Origin of the sequence: Microcoleus sp. PH2017_08_TRC_O_A, assembly GCF_020738665.1 — a bacterium.
Lineage (GTDB): Bacteria > Cyanobacteriota > Cyanobacteriia > Cyanobacteriales > Microcoleaceae > Microcoleus.
Window position 1 is genome coordinate 61,104 of sequence record NZ_JAEQCE010000032.1, and the last position, 14,760, is coordinate 75,863.

Below are 14,760 nucleotides of genomic sequence, written 5' to 3' on the forward strand. Positions count from 1 at the left end.
TCAAACTGTCAACTGTCAACTGTCAACTGTCAACTGTTGAAAGTACCTGTGGGTATCAGCCCCCAACATTTAAAGAAAAAATTAGATATAGTTAACAAAGCTAGTTTTTTTTATAATAATGCTTATGACGGTCAATCTCGCTCCCTCAACAAGTTCTAGCCTCAAACCAGAATCCCAGAATATCTCGGCACTCAAACAAGTCTTGCAGACGATTGATGCCGATAGCTGTCCGGGTTCCTATAACTTCCATATGCACACAGTCTACTCCGACGGGCGATTGAAGCCCGAGAAATTGATGGAACTTGCGATCGCAGGCGGCCTCAAAGGCTTCGCTATCACCGATCACCACAGCACCAAAGGCTACGTTCAAGCTCAAATTTGGCTGGATAACTGGAAATTAAAGCATCCCGACAGGACTACCGCAGCGCCGACTCTTTGGACTGGCGCTGAAATTAACGCTGAATTGCTCAAAAACGACGTACACATTCTCGCTTACGCCTTCGATCCTGAACATCCCAGTCTCACACCTTACTTGCGAGGTAAAGGCACTGAAGGCCACGCTTCTTATTCCGCAGCCAGGGTAATTGAAGCGATTCAGGAAGCAGGAGGTTTAGCAGTTCTAGCACATCCTTGCCGGTATCGATCGATCGCAGATCAACTAATCCCAGAAGCAGCCCGTCTTGGCATTGACGGCGTAGAAATTTACTATGCTTACGGTAATCCTAATCCTTGGAAACCGAGTCCCAAACAAACTGCTTTAGTCAAAGATTTAGCTGAAACCTATGGTTTACTGGGAACTTGTGGAACTGATTCTCACGGCCTGAGTCTTCTTGTCCGAATCTAGATAGCATTAAGGTGCGTCATGGGATTTGGTATTTGAGCTTTTAGATTGGCGATCGGCGATCGAAATTATCATGCTGACCGCATTTTCGTTTGCTGGTTCAAAAGAGTTTGGGAAACTATAGCCTTTCTCAGTAACATGAGGTACTCTCAGATCGAAAGCATCGGAGGAGCCAGCGTACCTCACAGCGCTTGACAAACGTTATAGATAAACGAGCGAAGCGAGAAAACGAAACCTCAATCATGTTTCTTTAAATACCAAATTAAAACCCAGCTCAATACAGACAGCCTTCTCAATTTCTTCCCAATAAAAATCTTCTAAAACTCCCTGTTTGTTTTTAATTCTTTGAGCATCTACAGCTCTCATTTGACTTAAGTTTATGTGCCGTTCTCCGTTTAGTCCATTTTGCGAAGTTGGAACAACATTCACAACGAATGGATAAGTTTTTTTCCAAGGCAATAAAGGGGCAACTATTGTAGTTGTCCCATTTTGATTGCCAACATCATTCTGCAAAATTAGACAAGGACGCTGCTTACCGGTTTCATGACCGGTCGTGGGTTCTAGATCGACCCACCATATTTCTCCTCGTTTGTAAGTTAATATCCCGTTAGGCATTTAAACCATCGCCTACCGCAACATCCCAAACGGAAATCTCTTCTTGAAAATCAGGATCGCTAGCCTGCTCTTTATAAGCATTTTCCAGCTCTTGCATCATAATCCTCCTTTTTTCCTTCCAGAGAATTTCATTTATGAAACTACTACGATTACTTGCTAGCCGATCGACAAAATCTAGAATTGTGTCATCCAAAGTAATACTGACTTTTTTGCTCATAAATTATTAATTTCATGCGACTGACGAGTATGACTGTACTATCATACTAACCAATGCTACAACCTTTGTCAAGGTTAATCTAGAGCTTCAAGAAGAGGTAGCAGCCCGGAGCCCAGCCTTTCATAGATGTGACGTGCTGGATTCCGATCGAGATTGCTTCCGCTCCCGATCGTAGCAACAGACATCCAGCCTCTTTCATCTTTCCGGGAACAACTGACAAGCCCTGATAGTTGGCTGATTTGCCCAATCCAAGCGAGAAGTGCCAAATCGATCCATCCAACCTTCTAAATAAGCCCGATTAGCCTTTTTTTCCTCAGGATCGGAGGTGTTCATCGGATGAGGTGCTAAACCGAAAATAGTCGCTGTTGTCACGCAAAACATCGACTTCTGAAAACTTTGGCAAATTTGTACGCGCAAATCGTCTTCACCGCGACAGCTAGTTCGATAAATTTCGTGCAAATAATCGGGCAGATAATGCCGCATATCTTGCATCAATTGAGTTGGTGGAATTCCTGCACCTCCGATGGGTAAAGGATCTGCAAACAAAGCCCCGTAGCTAAATTCTTTTTGTTCTTCTGGGATTTGATGTGCTTGGGCGTTGTAGGAAACTGTGCCAAAAAAAGCTGTTCCTCTAAAGAAAACTGCTTCTACATAAGGTACTGCTACATCTGCTAAAAATGTCAAGTTGGCCGATGCGGGCAGGATATCGTAGACTTCGCCGCGAATCTTGACGCTGTAGGTGATTGGTAGGGCTGCGGCGCTTACTAAACCGGCTAAGACGAAATCTACTATCTCTGCGATCGACTTAATTGTACCGGCTTCGTAGCGATCGGACAAATCGATAAATAAATCGCTCATTACCCGCCAAAACTGCCCCAAACCCGTGTAATAAGCCAACATCCGCACTTGTTCGGGTAAAAACTCTGGGAATGCTTTGTGGAGTCCCTGCATCAAAAAGTTGCCTTTTAACTTAGCTGCGATCGCCTTTTCGGCCAAATTGCTAAATTCTGGAGAATCAACATAACTGTCCAAACCGCCGCCGCCGTGCCAAAGCATGGTTCTCATGCAATACTCAGCATACTCAAAATTAATGCGATCGTGCCACAAATAGCGCATTAATTTCGGCGCTGTCACTTCTCCGTTGAAATATTTGAAAAACGGGAAAAGCACTAAAAATTGTTCTTCAGCGATGTAGTTTAAATTGCGAGAATACGCATCAAGAACTATGGCGTAACTTTTGAGAACTCCAACCACTTCTACTACATTTTCGGTAGATTCTGGAAGTAAAGCTTTGCCTGATTCCAAGATGTCAATGTAGGCGGATAGGGGATGGGAAGATGGTTTTAATACGGTACTTGTCATTTGATTTCCTCAACCTTAATTGAATAACTATGTTTTAGCTTTGGTTCGTAGTTGCGCTTGAGGGTTCATGAGAGCGAGTCAACGCACAACTACATTGAATAACTATGTTTTAGGTTTGTAGTTGCTCTCTTCGCCGGCCGGCGCTCAAGCGCAACTACATACCTATGAAAGATTTCACTCCAAGTTTTGAGCAACTTGTTTAACTTGTGCGGGTACAGTCGATACTAAGCCGATCGCAGTTTTCTCACTCAAAGCCACTAAAACTCCCGGCTGCAATCCCATGATGGTGATGATTACGGCTAAAACTAGCGAAGGAATGCGATCGCCCCAGCGGACTTGCGGTAAATTCACCACCAAATCGGAAAGGCGGCCGAAAAAGGCGCGGTTGACCATAATTAAGAAGTAAACTGAAGTCAAACCAGTCCCGATCATGCAGAGCAAAGTTTGGATCGGAAACACTGGTAAACTGCCCCTAAATATCAAAAATTCAGCAATAAATCCCGACAACCCGGGAATGCCGGCACTCGCCATTACACCGACAATCATTAAACTGCCAATTACCGGCAAACCGCGATCGGGATTGAACAAACCTTTGAGCACATCTATGTTGCGACTGCCGGATTTTTTGTAAACAATCCCGACACTCAAAAATAGCAACCCGGAGATTAAACCGTGGCTAACCATTTGCAACACAGTTCCTATCATACTAATCTCAGTAGCTGCGGCGCTAGCTAGCAAAATGTAGCCCATGTGCGCGATCGAACTGTAAGCTACAATTTTTTTCATGTCTTTTTGGGCGATCGCGCAACTAGCCCCGTAAAGCACACTCACCACCGCCCAACTCGCCAACCAAGGCGCAGCCACCGCCCACGCATCCGGGAACAAACCCAAACCAAAGCGCAGCATCCCGTAGGTTCCCAGCTTCAACAGCACCCCCGCCAGCAGCACCGAAACCGGAGTCGAAGCTTCTACGTGAGCATCCGGCAGCCAAGTATGAAAAGGCACCAAAGGAATCTTAATCCCAAAAGCGAGCAATATCCCTGCCAGCAACACAATTTGTCTGACCAAAGGCAACGGCGAGCCTCCTTCCAAATGCGATGCACCGGCTGCACCAACCATATCAAAACTAGAAGCACCGCTGAGCCAAGCTACACCCAAGAAAGCAGCCAGCAATACTATTCCCGAAAATGCCGTATAGATTAAAAACTTAGTAGCGGCATAGCCTCGGCGCTCGCCTCCCCAAATTGCAATTAACAGGTAAAGCGGAATTAGTTCTACCTCGAAAAACAGGAAAAATAGCAACAAGTTTTGAGATAAAAAAGCTCCGGTGACGCCGCCACTAATTAACAGCATCAAAGAATAATAAAGTCGAGGTCTGCGGATCGCCTCATCCGTAGCGTAAATCGCTACACCTGTCAGTAGGGTATTTAAAATTACTAAGGGCAGAGACAAACCATCAACGCCGAGATTGTAATTAAATCCCAAATCATCGATCCAAGGAATAAATTCCGAAAACTGTAATTGACTGCTGTTGGCATCAAACTGAGCTGCCACAAACACCGATAGAATAAAAGTTACACCCGCAATGGCGATCGCGGCATTCCGAACTATTTTAGAGGCGATCGCACCGGGCCAAAACCCAATCAGGGCGGCCGCCAACATTGGTATCCAGATTAAAGCACTGAGCATCAATTAAAACTTTCCTTTATTACACAATATTTAGAACTATATTTAAGATTAACCCAAAGCCACTGCATAAAATAGCGATCGGTTAATTTTCTTATTACAATAGATGCAAATTTCTCGAAAATCCTCCTATGACTTCTAGTCTTACAGATCGAGAAGATTTGCAAGTTAAATGGGAGCATCTCATTTTTGCAAAAAATATCTTTTCTGGGAGTGCTGTCCCCCCCGAGCAAGGTGTACAATACTCGCTCGGGGGCGACAGCACTACGACATAATTTCACTGCCCGAACTTTTACCCGGTTGGGAAGTTCCGGTTATAGAATTGTGGCCGATCGACTTTGAATAAAACTAGGGACAAAGCAGACAAACCAAAAACAATTTATCTGCGTTTATCCCCGTTCATCCACCAAAATCTGCGGTTTAGAATTGCCAAATAATCAGCGCCAGTAACGCCGCAACTCCCCCCGCAATAGTCAACACATAAAACTGCGATTGACCGGTGCCGCTGTATTTCAAACCTTCACCGCTGAAAATTGTGGCAAAACCGAACAAATTCACCGCCCCATCTACTACATACTTGTCAGTCCAAGCGCTGACTTTCGCAATAGAAGCTACGGCCCAAACCACAGTCAAGCGGTAAACTCGATCGATATAAAAGTCGTAAGCAAACAAATCCTGCACCGCTGGAATCGGCAGTCGTACCGGTCGAGGTAAAACGTTGTACCAATAAATCGCCACGCCAGCCCCAACCCCAATCAAGCCAGATAACACCAACAGTGGAGTATCCAGAGTCTTCAACAGCAAATTTAAACTATCAAAATCCCCAGTTTCCGCCCAAGGCCCAGTCCAACTAATTAAAAGTTGCCACTGCTGCAACATCCAAGGCACTAACAGCCCAATCACCGTCAAAATTACCATCGGCAAAGCCATCGGCCAACCGACTTCGGGTGCTCTGCGAGTTTTGGGTTGCGGTTTTCCGACAAATACTAAGGCGAATACGCGAGTTAAATTGAGCGCAGTTAAACCGTTAACTAACAGCAGCACAACTACCAACCACAATGGCACTGTCCAAAAACCGTTCAGCCACCGTCGCATTACCCAAAAGTTGCCCATCGGCAATAGGGCTACCATCCCCGCAGCGCCAACTAAATAAGCCATTGTCGTGGCGGGCATCTTTGACCACAACCCACCCATTTCTGTTAAATCTTGAGTGTTGGTTGTGACAATTACTGACCCTATGCTCATGAATAATAGTGCTTTGGCGATCGAGTGCGCGAACAGCAGCAGCAATGCAATGTCAACGTGATTCTGCCCGACCGCGATAAACACTAAACCCATAGAAGCGCTGGTAGAATGCGATAGTGTTCTTTTGATATCGATTTGGGCGATCGCCACTAAGGAAGCCCCAACAGCCGTCACCGCACCCAAAACCACCAGCACCAAACCAGTTATCGGGGACAGCGCTAAAACAGGCTGAAGTTTAATCAAAACATAAGCCCCACCACCCACAACTACCGTATTCCGCATAATCGAAGCCGGGTTCGGCCCTTCCATCGCCTCGTCGAGCCACAGGTGAAACGGAAATTGAGCGCACTTGGCTGTAGGTGCGGCAATTAAAGCCAAGCCTAAAAGAGTCGCAACTAAAGGAGATAAAGTTGCAGTTTCCGCCCATTCTTCTAAATCAGAAAAATTCAAACTTCCGGCTAAAGTTGAAAGCGTCACTACTCCCATCAGCAGCGGTACATCTCCTACACGCTTGGTTAAAAACGCATCTCTAGCCGCCGTCACTACCAGCGGTTGAGCGTACCAAAACCCGACTAGCAAATAAGTTGAGAGTGTCAGCACTTCCAGCAAACCGTAGGTTAGCAGCAGCGAATCGCTAATCGCAATCCCGCTAATTGCCGCTTCAAAAAAACCTAGCAGCCCAAAAAATCGAGCTAGCGCCCAGTCTTTTTCCATGTAGCCGAGAGCGTAAATTTGTGCTAGCAAACTCAAAACTGTCACTAGCTCCATTGCTCCGACGCTGGTCGTGGAGATTTCTATGGCAAAAGACAAATCTAAATCTGCTGCTTGCACCCAGTGGAGGAGCAAATGTTGGGGCGCTCGATCCCAAGTTGCTGTAAAAATCACTGACCCGTGGATGAAAGCCAACACACTCATCAGTAAATTGAAGTAAGCCGCAGGTCTTGGCCCTGTTGTGCGAACGGTTCCCGTAGACCACGGCAAAGTTAGAATCGCGCCTATTAAGCCATATAAAGGTATCCACCAACAGGTTTGGAGGAGAAATTCTGTCATTTAATTTATTCCTTAAACTTCAAATTACCGGCTACCTTTATACAAAGGCAGTTCCGGGCGATCGCGCCACAACGTAAAACTTTGACTAAACCCGATCGTATAGCTTTAGCAAAATAATTTGCACCCAAAATTAACTATACATTAAAACATCAAAACTGAGAATTATGTCAAGACAAAATTATAGTTTTCTCAGCATCGGCACTCACAGAAAAAAAATGCCCGCAGATGAGTCAAGACAGCTTTTTTTGCCAGTTTATCCGCGATCCCCCTTTGGAAATCCCCAAATTTCCTAAAACCGATCGCCCCAGCTTTTACCCACCGAACTCTAGTTTACAGGTATTTATGCTCACTTGACTGCCTGCTCGCCGCCCGCATCTACTCCTCTATATATTAAGATTATTAAATAAATATTAAAATATTTGAAGTAACATAAAAAAATTTAATTTTTGTTATTAAACATTATGATGTTAGTTTATATTGTCAAGGTGGACAGCTTCCCCTATTCTATAAGGATAGGAAGCTTTACACTGCATTCCTAAATAATGTGGGCCTCCCCGTCCAAATTTTTAGATTTCTCAAAGATTTGTTACGGTAATTCCGCTAATCCTCAACTTGGAGATTCAAAAATGTCAATTGCCGTGGGAATGATTGAGACAAAAGGTTTTCCCGCTGTTGTGGAAGCTGCCGACGCTATGGTTAAAGCTGCTCGCGTTACCCTCGTGGGCTATGAAAAAATCGGCAGCGCTCGCGTCACCGTAATTGTGCGCGGCAACGTGTCGGAAGTCCAAGCCTCAGTTGCAGCAGGAGTGGAATCCGTCAAGCGGGTGAACGGCGGAGAAGTCGTCTCTACCCACATCATCGCTCGCCCCCACGAAAACCTAGAATACGTTCTACCAATTCGTTATACAGAAGCAGTAGAGCAGTTCCGAGGCTACTAAGTTCTTAGCGCGCTAAAAATTCGTTTGACGAAACGTTTGACGAAAAGCAGCGCGATCGTCAAAAATTTACAGTTTAGTTCCCAAAATATTCAATCAGGAGTAAAACCAATGGCAATTGCAGTTGGCATGATCGAAACCTTAGGCTTCCCCGCAGTTGTAGAAGCCGCTGACGCGATGGTCAAAGCAGCCCGCGTCACCTTGGTAGGATACGAAAAAATCGGTAGCGCTCGCGTTACTGTCATTGTAAGAGGAGATGTCTCGGAAGTGCAAGCTTCCGTAGCCGCCGGAGTAGAGTCAGTGAAGCGCGTTAACGGCGGACAAGTGATGTCCACCCACATTATCGCCCGCCCTCACGAAAACTTGGAATACGTGCTACCCATTCGCTACACCGAAGCTGTAGAACAGTTCCGCGAAGGCGTGAGCGGCATTCGTCCTCTCAACAGATCTTAATACAAGCCCGAGGCTGTTAGGGGCGTTTGGTAATTAAAAATTAAAAATTAAAAATTAAAAATCGCGATGTTTTTGATTTAATATTTTTAATTTTTAATTGAGGTAGTCATGGGATATTGGTTATTAGTCAGTCGATTTTAGATTTTAGATTTTAGATTTTAGATTTTAAAATTGACTCCACAGATTAATCTGGGAGATTTAAGTTTAAATCTAAGATTTTGGAATCGACAGTCAAAATCGTCTAGAGCTTGTATCCGTTTGTTTTACGGGTCATGAGTTATGAGTTATGAGTCATTAGTCATTAGTTAGTAGAAGAAACTACTATTTTATGCAGAAATTAGACTAAAAAAAACTCATAAAAAAAAGACAAGTGACGGTGTAAAAATGACAATTACCAATTACCTATTACCTATTACCTAAAATGCAAATGGCCAAAGTTCTCGGCACAGTTGTCAGTACCCAAAAAGAGCCGACGCTGAGAGGATCGAAATTTCTACTGCTGCAATTCATCGATGAAGAAGGTTCGCCAGTTCCCGGCTATGAAGTAGCCGCTGACTGTGTGGGCGCTGGTATAGATGAATGGGTTTTAGTCACCCGCGGCAGCGGGGCCCGGATCGCGCCAGGGAGCGAAAACCGTCCGATCGATGCTCTGGTAGTAGGCATTATAGATACTGTCAATGTAGAAAATCGCCTCATTTACAGTAAAAAAGACGACCCGTACCGCTAGTTGACAGTTGACAGTTGACAGTTGACAGTTGACAGTTGGCAGTTGGCAGTTGGCAGTTGGCAGTTGGCAGTTGACAGTTGACAGTTGACAGTTGGCAGTTGACAGTTGACAGTTGGCAGTTGACAGTTGACAGTTGACAGTTGACAGTGAACAACTAACAACTAACAACTAAAAAAAATTTTCAGTTTTAGGAGAACTTAATTTATGGCAGTCCGCAACGTTGCGGCTCCCCCGACGCCTTGGTCGAAAAACTTGGCTGAGCCCAAAATTCATGACACCGCCTACGTACATTCCTTTTCTAACATTATTGGGGATGTGCATATCGGTTCTAATGTGATGATTGCCCCCGGGACATCTATCCGCGCCGATGAAGGCACTCCTTTTTATATCGGAGGAGGAAGCAACATTCAAGACGGAGTAGTGATTCACGGTTTAGAACAAGGCCGAGTCACAGGAGACGACGACAAATCCTATTCTGTGTGGGTGGGGAAAAATACTTCCCTCACCCACATGAGTTTAATTCACGGCCCGGCATACGTGGGCGACGAGTGCTTTATCGGCTTTCGCTCTACGGTGTTCAATGCCAGAGTGGGCAACGGCTGCATTGTCATGATGCACGTATTAATTCAAGATGTGGAGATTCCTCCCGGTAAGTACATACCTTCGGGAGCCATCATCACTAATCAGCAGCAAGCCGATCGCCTGCCTGACGTTCAAGATTCAGATGTTAAATTTGCGACCCACGTCATCGGCATCAATGACGCTCTGAGAACGGGTTATCGCTGCGCTGACAACATCGCTTGTCTAGCACCAATTCGCAACGAGCAAGCTAAAAACTCAAATATCACTCAAATGAATTATTCTACCTATGCCGGCACCCAATTGAGTTCCTCTCTAGCCGATAGCATCCGCAATTTGCTAGCCCAAGGATACAGCGTGGGAGCGGAATATGCCGACGCCCGTCGGTTCCGTACCGGTTCTTGGCGCACTTGCGGCCCAATTTCCTCAACTCGCGACTCTGAAGTAATCGCAGCTTTGTCGGCTTGTATGGCCGATCACCAAGGAGAATACGTCCGCTTGATCGGGATTGACACCAAAGCCAAGCGTCGCGTACTCGAAGAAATCGTCCAAAGACCGGGAGAAAACGGCTCTAACGGTAACGGCGCCACAACTCACAAATCTAACGGTAAAGTTGCACAAACTGCCTATCAAAATGGCGGTTCCGCATCCAGCAAATTGAGCGCGGAAACAGTGGCTCAAGTTCGCGGCTTGCTAGCTCAAGGCTTCAAGGTTGGCACAGAACACGCCGACGCGCGCCGCTTCCGCACCAGTTCTTGGCAAAGCGGGGCTTCGCTGCAAGTCAGAAACGAATCTGAGGCGATCGCCGCTTTAGAATCTGTGATGAACCAATATCCGGGCGAATACGTGCGCTTGATCGGGATTGACCCGAAAGCTAAGCGCCGCGTAGTTGAAGAACTGATTCAGCGTCCCGATGGCCCTGTGGCTCAATCGGCTAAACCGGGTGCAACATCAGCATTCAAAGCCACGACGACTGGTTCGGCTGGAAGTGGAAAGTTGACCGGCAAGACGATCGACCAAATCCGCAATCTGCTCTCCCAAGGCTACAAAATTGGCACGGAACACGCCGACGCGCGCCGTTTCCGCACAGGTTCTTGGAGCAGTTGCGCGCCGATCGCCACCAACCGCGAATCCGAAGTAATTTCGGCTCTCGAAAGCTGTATGACAGAACACAGTGGCGATTACGTCCGCTTGCTCGGTATCGACTCCAAGGCCAAGCGCCGGGTACTCGAAGAAATTATCCAACGACCATAATTTGTCAGGTAATTAGCTGCTTTCTCCCGTTAAGTGCTCGCGTTGGGCTAGCGGGAGAATCAGTTGACAGTTGACAGTTGACAGTTGACAGTTGACAGTTGACAGTTGACAGTTGACAGTTGACAGTTGACAGTTGACAGTTGACAGTTGACAGTTGACTCCTTAAAAGGCTTCCGGCTTTCAAGCAATTATTTCGGGTAATTTGTAAGTCCAAATCGAGCTTTTCATTATTAGTAAATAATCGTTTATTAGATTGATAGAGTTAAAGAAATCATTCTAAAAAGCGATAAATTAAAGTCGTTTTATCTAAAATCATAGCTCATTTCAAGGTGAAGTTGAATGTATTTATCGCCACTGCAATTAAGTAGCAACTCTCAGATTTTCCTGAGTGGCGATGTAGTTGTGAATGAAGGTGTGGCGATCGCCCCAGGAGTCATCCTCCAAGCAGATCCGGGTAGCCGGATCTCGATCGCCGCCGGTGCCTGTATCGGTATGGGAGTTATCCTTCACGCCCGCGAAGGTACTCTCGAAATCGCAGCGGGCGCAATGCTGGGTGCAGGAGTGTTGGTGGTAGGTGCGGGGAAGATTGGCGCAAATGCCTGTATTGGCGCGGGAACAACGCTGATTAATCCTGCGATCGACCAAATGCAAATTTTGCCCGCAGGTTCTCTGATTGGAGATACCAGTCGCCGAGTCGCAGCAGAACCAACCGCAGAAACCGCAGAAACCGCAGAAGCCCAAACCGCTGCACCGGAAACCCCCACAGGCACTACGCCACCAGTTGAACCAACCGTCGATCGCCCGATCGACGACCCGCCCGAACCCGCCCAAACACAGCCTCAAACACCGCCAGAGACAGCCCCAGATCCATCACCAGAAACCGCCGCCAATCCGCCTCCCCAACCAGGAGAAGTCCCAACTATTCTGTACGGTCAAGCTCACATCAATCAGTTGCTGGGGACGCTGTTTCCGCACCGACAAGCTTTTAATCGATCGCAGGACAACGGTCAAACTCTCTCGGGCGGTACCGGATAGAGGTCATTGGATTTGAGATTTTCCATTTTTCGATTTGAGATTTATTCCACAGATGAATCTGAGACGTTAAAATATTGTCTAAATTTTCGATCTCGACCCTCATGAGTGTCTGGTGCTGGTATCCATTTTGGGGCATGGTAATTTCTACAAAAGGCAGTTATGCTTAAGGAAGAATCAAAAAAATATAAATAGGTAATCTCATATTATTTGTAGCTCAGCAATTTTTAAGGTCTTGCAGCATAAATATGTATCTTGCAGCTCGTGCAGTTTGTCTTCTCATCTGAGACACTAAAACTATCAACAAATTTTTATTTTTGGAAGTTTCTAAGGGTAATCGAAGATGGACGGACAAATAGATCGTAACAGCAGTGACTCCGGGCGATCGCAGCGCCAGGAATATTTCAAAGACACCGCTTTGGGCTTGGTATCTACCAAGAGTTTTCCGGCAATTGTCGGGACTGCTGACATGATGCTGAAGTCCGCAGGGGTCATTTTAGTAGGATACGAGAAAATTGGTTCCGGTCACTGTACGGCGATCGTCCGCGGGCGCATTTCCGACGTGCGTTTGGCTGTGGAAGCAGGAGCTCAGACAGCCGAACAATTCGGACAGTTTGTTTCTAAGCTGGTGATTGCTAGGCCTTTGGCTAATTTGGAAGTGGTTTTGCCGATCGGCTTTCGCCTAACTCAACTGTCGGAAAGCGGTAGTTATTCTCGACTGAGCAATCAGGCGATCGGTTTGCTCGAAACGCGGGGATTTCCCGCAATGGTCGGCGCTTGCGATGCTATGCTCAAATCCGCCGACGTACACTTAGCCGCCTACGAGAAAATTGGCGCCGGTTTGTGCACGGCAATTATTCGCGGTGCAGTCGCAGATGTCGCAGTCGCCGTAGAAGCCGGGATGTACGAAGCTGAGCGCATTGGCGAGTTGAACGCCGTGATGGTAATTCCCAGGCCTTTGGAAGATTTGGAACAAACTTTGCCGCTGGCGAGTTGCTGGATAGAACAGCGCACACCTGTGAGGGTGCCTATCTCTGTTCAGGAAAAGGAAAAAGAATTGGTCGAACTTCCCGATTTGGAGAAATTGAGAGTTTATGTGGAAGAGGAAATCAATCGCTAATTGGTAATGGGTAATCGGGAATTGGTAATTACCCAACAAAAGTTTGTAGAGACTAGGTGCGGAAAATACTGAGACCAATTTGAGAATCGAGATATAAATCTTACCAGAACAGAGTACGTGTAGTGATTTGTAGCCTCGCAGCCGCGAGAGCAAAATTTGGTGATTAGCCGATCGCCTCGGCATCTAGAGACAGATAACGCCAACGAAAACTCGATTTTTGCTCAAAAGTCGATCGGGTAAAAAATCGAACTCACGAAGTAAATGCAGCCGAGCTACAGGCTCTTTTAACAGGATTTAACTGCTGTTAAGATAAACCTAAAATCCTGTTTCGGGTAGATTTCCTGGAATCAGTTAAGAGTTAATCGGGGTGCTGTGTGGATGCTCTTTCAACAGATTAACCTCTGTCGAACTCAACACTGAGTGCAAAGGAATCAATCCAGAATCCAGCAAGGAATGAAAGTTGACCTATGAACATCAAAGAATCGAACCTCAACCATTTTTATAAGCGCGGGTTGCACAGCGCCAAGCAAGGCAACTACGAAGCGGCACTTGAGGACTTCGATCAGATACTGCAAGTCAATCCCGCCGATGCCAAAGCTTACAACAATCGCGGCTTGGTTTACTATTATATGAAAGACTACCAAAAGGCGATCGCAGACCTCAGCCAAGCACTAGATATCAATCCTAATTTGTTCGAGGCATACTTGAATCGAGGCAATGCTTGGCGCCATCTCGGAGAAAACGAAAAAGCCATTGACGATCTCAACTGTGCTTTAGTAAATAAGCCTGACAGCCACGCTATCTACAACAACAGGGGACTCGTACTTGCTAATTTAGGACATTACGAAGAAGCAATAGAAGACTACGATCGAGCTCTCTCGATCAATTCGCAAAATTATAAAACCTATTACAACCGAGGCCGCGCTTACTACCTTTTGGGAGAAAAACAAGCAGCAACGGAGAACTTTAACGAAACGCTACGGTTGAATCCAAGATATATCAAAGCTTACATAAATCGCGGACTCTGTTATCACCAATTAGGAGACAACACCCAGGCGATCGCCGATTATAACACAGCACTCGGCATCGACCACAACAATGTTTATGCCTATTATAACAGAGGATGCGTTCGCTATAAATTAAAACAAATGGAGCTGGCGATTGAAGACTTTAACAAAGCAGTGGAACTCGAACCCAACTACGTTAAAGCTTATCTCAACCGGGGTTTAGCGCTGTACAAATTGGGAGATATTGCAACAGCAAATAGGGATTTTTACCACGTAATGTGTATTAATGCTGAAGCTTATTTGTACTATCAAGCCCAGCGCTGCACGCCTGATATTAATTCCTATTTCAAAGAAGCCCCACAGATGGAACTTAATAATGCTGTAGAATACTACAACACCACATTAAATACGATCTCAAGTTCCTTAAGTTCGGCAGCATTAAATGCGATTTGGAATCAAGAGGATTTGGAGAACAGAGACTCGATAATCTGTGAAGGTGAATTTCTCAATGAGTGAATTAGTCAGTTGACAGTTGACAGTTGACAGTTGACAGTTGACAGTTGACAGTTGACAGTAGTCATAGTGCTGTCCCCGCGATCGAATAGCAGTCATTAGTCATTAGTCATTAGTCATAGTG

13 protein-coding genes are annotated in these 14,760 nt (G+C 45.9%); 8 read left to right on the plus strand and 5 right to left on the minus strand.

The window, feature by feature from the left end; translation table 11 throughout:
* The first annotated feature begins 124 nt into the window (after positions 1–124).
* A complete protein-coding gene (locus JGK22_RS13235) occupies positions 125–844 on the plus strand; it encodes a PHP domain-containing protein (protein ID WP_293185546.1) in 720 nt (239 codons plus the stop codon).
* Between the two features lie 237 nt (positions 845–1,081).
* On the opposite strand, the gene JGK22_RS13240 is transcribed toward JGK22_RS13235, so the two are convergent.
* The 5 genes from JGK22_RS13240 to JGK22_RS13260 form a co-directional block, all read right to left on the minus strand.
* On the minus strand, positions 1,082–1,456 hold the full coding sequence (locus JGK22_RS13240) for a type II toxin-antitoxin system PemK/MazF family toxin (protein ID WP_293185545.1): 375 nt from the start codon (positions 1,454–1,456) through the stop codon (positions 1,082–1,084).
* Complete coding sequence (locus JGK22_RS13245) at positions 1,449–1,673, minus strand: hypothetical protein (RefSeq protein WP_293185543.1); 225 nt, start codon at positions 1,671–1,673, stop codon at positions 1,449–1,451. Before JGK22_RS13245 ends, JGK22_RS13240 begins: the two co-directional genes overlap by 8 nt.
* Positions 1,674–1,868: 195 nt before the next feature.
* Positions 1,869–3,035, minus strand: a complete 1,167-nt coding sequence (locus tag JGK22_RS13250) for a CO2 hydration protein (protein ID WP_293241350.1) — start codon at positions 3,033–3,035, stop codon at positions 1,869–1,871.
* 174 nt (positions 3,036–3,209) lie between these two features.
* The gene (locus tag JGK22_RS13255; protein WP_293189627.1) at positions 3,210–4,724 is read right to left on the minus strand and encodes an NADH-quinone oxidoreductase subunit M; all 1,515 of its coding nucleotides are present in this window, start codon (positions 4,722–4,724) and stop codon (positions 3,210–3,212) included.
* A gap of 417 nt (positions 4,725–5,141) precedes the next feature.
* Positions 5,142–7,016, minus strand: coding sequence for an NAD(P)H-quinone oxidoreductase subunit F (locus JGK22_RS13260; protein ID WP_293185539.1), 1,875 nt, complete (start codon positions 7,014–7,016; stop codon positions 5,142–5,144).
* A gap of 626 nt (positions 7,017–7,642) precedes the next feature.
* On the opposite strand from JGK22_RS13260, the gene JGK22_RS13265 reads away from it, so the two are divergent.
* From JGK22_RS13265 to JGK22_RS13295, 7 genes are all read left to right on the plus strand, one after another.
* Positions 7,643–7,954: a carbon dioxide-concentrating mechanism protein CcmK gene (locus JGK22_RS13265; protein WP_006635059.1), complete on the plus strand. Its 312-nt coding sequence runs from the start codon at positions 7,643–7,645 to the stop codon at positions 7,952–7,954.
* Between the two features lie 108 nt (positions 7,955–8,062).
* Positions 8,063–8,404: a carbon dioxide-concentrating mechanism protein CcmK gene (locus tag JGK22_RS13270; protein ID WP_006635058.1), complete on the plus strand. Its 342-nt coding sequence runs from the start codon at positions 8,063–8,065 to the stop codon at positions 8,402–8,404.
* 421 nt (positions 8,405–8,825) lie between these two features.
* Positions 8,826–9,131: a EutN/CcmL family microcompartment protein gene (locus JGK22_RS13275; protein ID WP_293185538.1), complete on the plus strand. Its 306-nt coding sequence runs from the start codon at positions 8,826–8,828 to the stop codon at positions 9,129–9,131.
* A 204-nt stretch (positions 9,132–9,335) separates the two neighbouring features.
* Positions 9,336–10,964 (plus strand): ribulose bisphosphate carboxylase small subunit, encoded by a 1,629-nt coding sequence (locus tag JGK22_RS13280; protein ID WP_293185537.1) that lies wholly within the window; start codon positions 9,336–9,338, stop codon positions 10,962–10,964.
* Between the two features lie 339 nt (positions 10,965–11,303).
* The gene (locus JGK22_RS13285; RefSeq protein ID WP_293189569.1) at positions 11,304–11,999 is read left to right on the plus strand and encodes a carbon dioxide concentrating mechanism protein; all 696 of its coding nucleotides are present in this window, start codon (positions 11,304–11,306) and stop codon (positions 11,997–11,999) included.
* A gap of 340 nt (positions 12,000–12,339) precedes the next feature.
* Entirely contained in the window at positions 12,340–13,116 is a 777-nt protein-coding gene (locus JGK22_RS13290; RefSeq protein ID WP_293185534.1) for a BMC domain-containing protein, read from the plus strand.
* 467 nt (positions 13,117–13,583) lie between these two features.
* Entirely contained in the window at positions 13,584–14,639 is a 1,056-nt protein-coding gene (locus JGK22_RS13295; protein WP_293185533.1) for a tetratricopeptide repeat protein, read from the plus strand.
* Positions 14,640–14,760: the final 121 nt, after the last annotated feature.

Bases quoted from the DNA above. Each gene is read 5' to 3' on its own strand.
- JGK22_RS13260 (WP_293185539.1), bottom strand. From the start codon at position 7,016: ATGACAGAATTTCTCCTCCAAACCTGTTGGTGGATACCTTTATATGGC.
- JGK22_RS13295 (WP_293185533.1), top strand. From the start codon at position 13,584: ATGAACATCAAAGAATCGAACCTCAACCATTTTTATAAGCGCGGGTTG.
- JGK22_RS13265 (WP_006635059.1), top strand. From the start codon at position 7,643: ATGTCAATTGCCGTGGGAATGATTGAGACAAAAGGTTTTCCCGCTGTT.
- JGK22_RS13280 (WP_293185537.1), top strand. From the start codon at position 9,336: ATGGCAGTCCGCAACGTTGCGGCTCCCCCGACGCCTTGGTCGAAAAAC.
- JGK22_RS13250 (WP_293241350.1), bottom strand. From the start codon at position 3,035: ATGACAAGTACCGTATTAAAACCATCTTCCCATCCCCTATCCGCCTAC.
- JGK22_RS13285 (WP_293189569.1), top strand. From the start codon at position 11,304: ATGTATTTATCGCCACTGCAATTAAGTAGCAACTCTCAGATTTTCCTG.
- JGK22_RS13240 (WP_293185545.1), bottom strand. From the start codon at position 1,456: ATGCCTAACGGGATATTAACTTACAAACGAGGAGAAATATGGTGGGTC.
- JGK22_RS13255 (WP_293189627.1), bottom strand. From the start codon at position 4,724: ATGCTCAGTGCTTTAATCTGGATACCAATGTTGGCGGCCGCCCTGATT.
- JGK22_RS13245 (WP_293185543.1), bottom strand. From the start codon at position 1,673: ATGAGCAAAAAAGTCAGTATTACTTTGGATGACACAATTCTAGATTTT.
- JGK22_RS13270 (WP_006635058.1), top strand. From the start codon at position 8,063: ATGGCAATTGCAGTTGGCATGATCGAAACCTTAGGCTTCCCCGCAGTT.
- JGK22_RS13235 (WP_293185546.1), top strand. From the start codon at position 125: ATGACGGTCAATCTCGCTCCCTCAACAAGTTCTAGCCTCAAACCAGAA.
- JGK22_RS13290 (WP_293185534.1), top strand. From the start codon at position 12,340: ATGGACGGACAAATAGATCGTAACAGCAGTGACTCCGGGCGATCGCAG.
- JGK22_RS13275 (WP_293185538.1), top strand. From the start codon at position 8,826: ATGCAAATGGCCAAAGTTCTCGGCACAGTTGTCAGTACCCAAAAAGAG.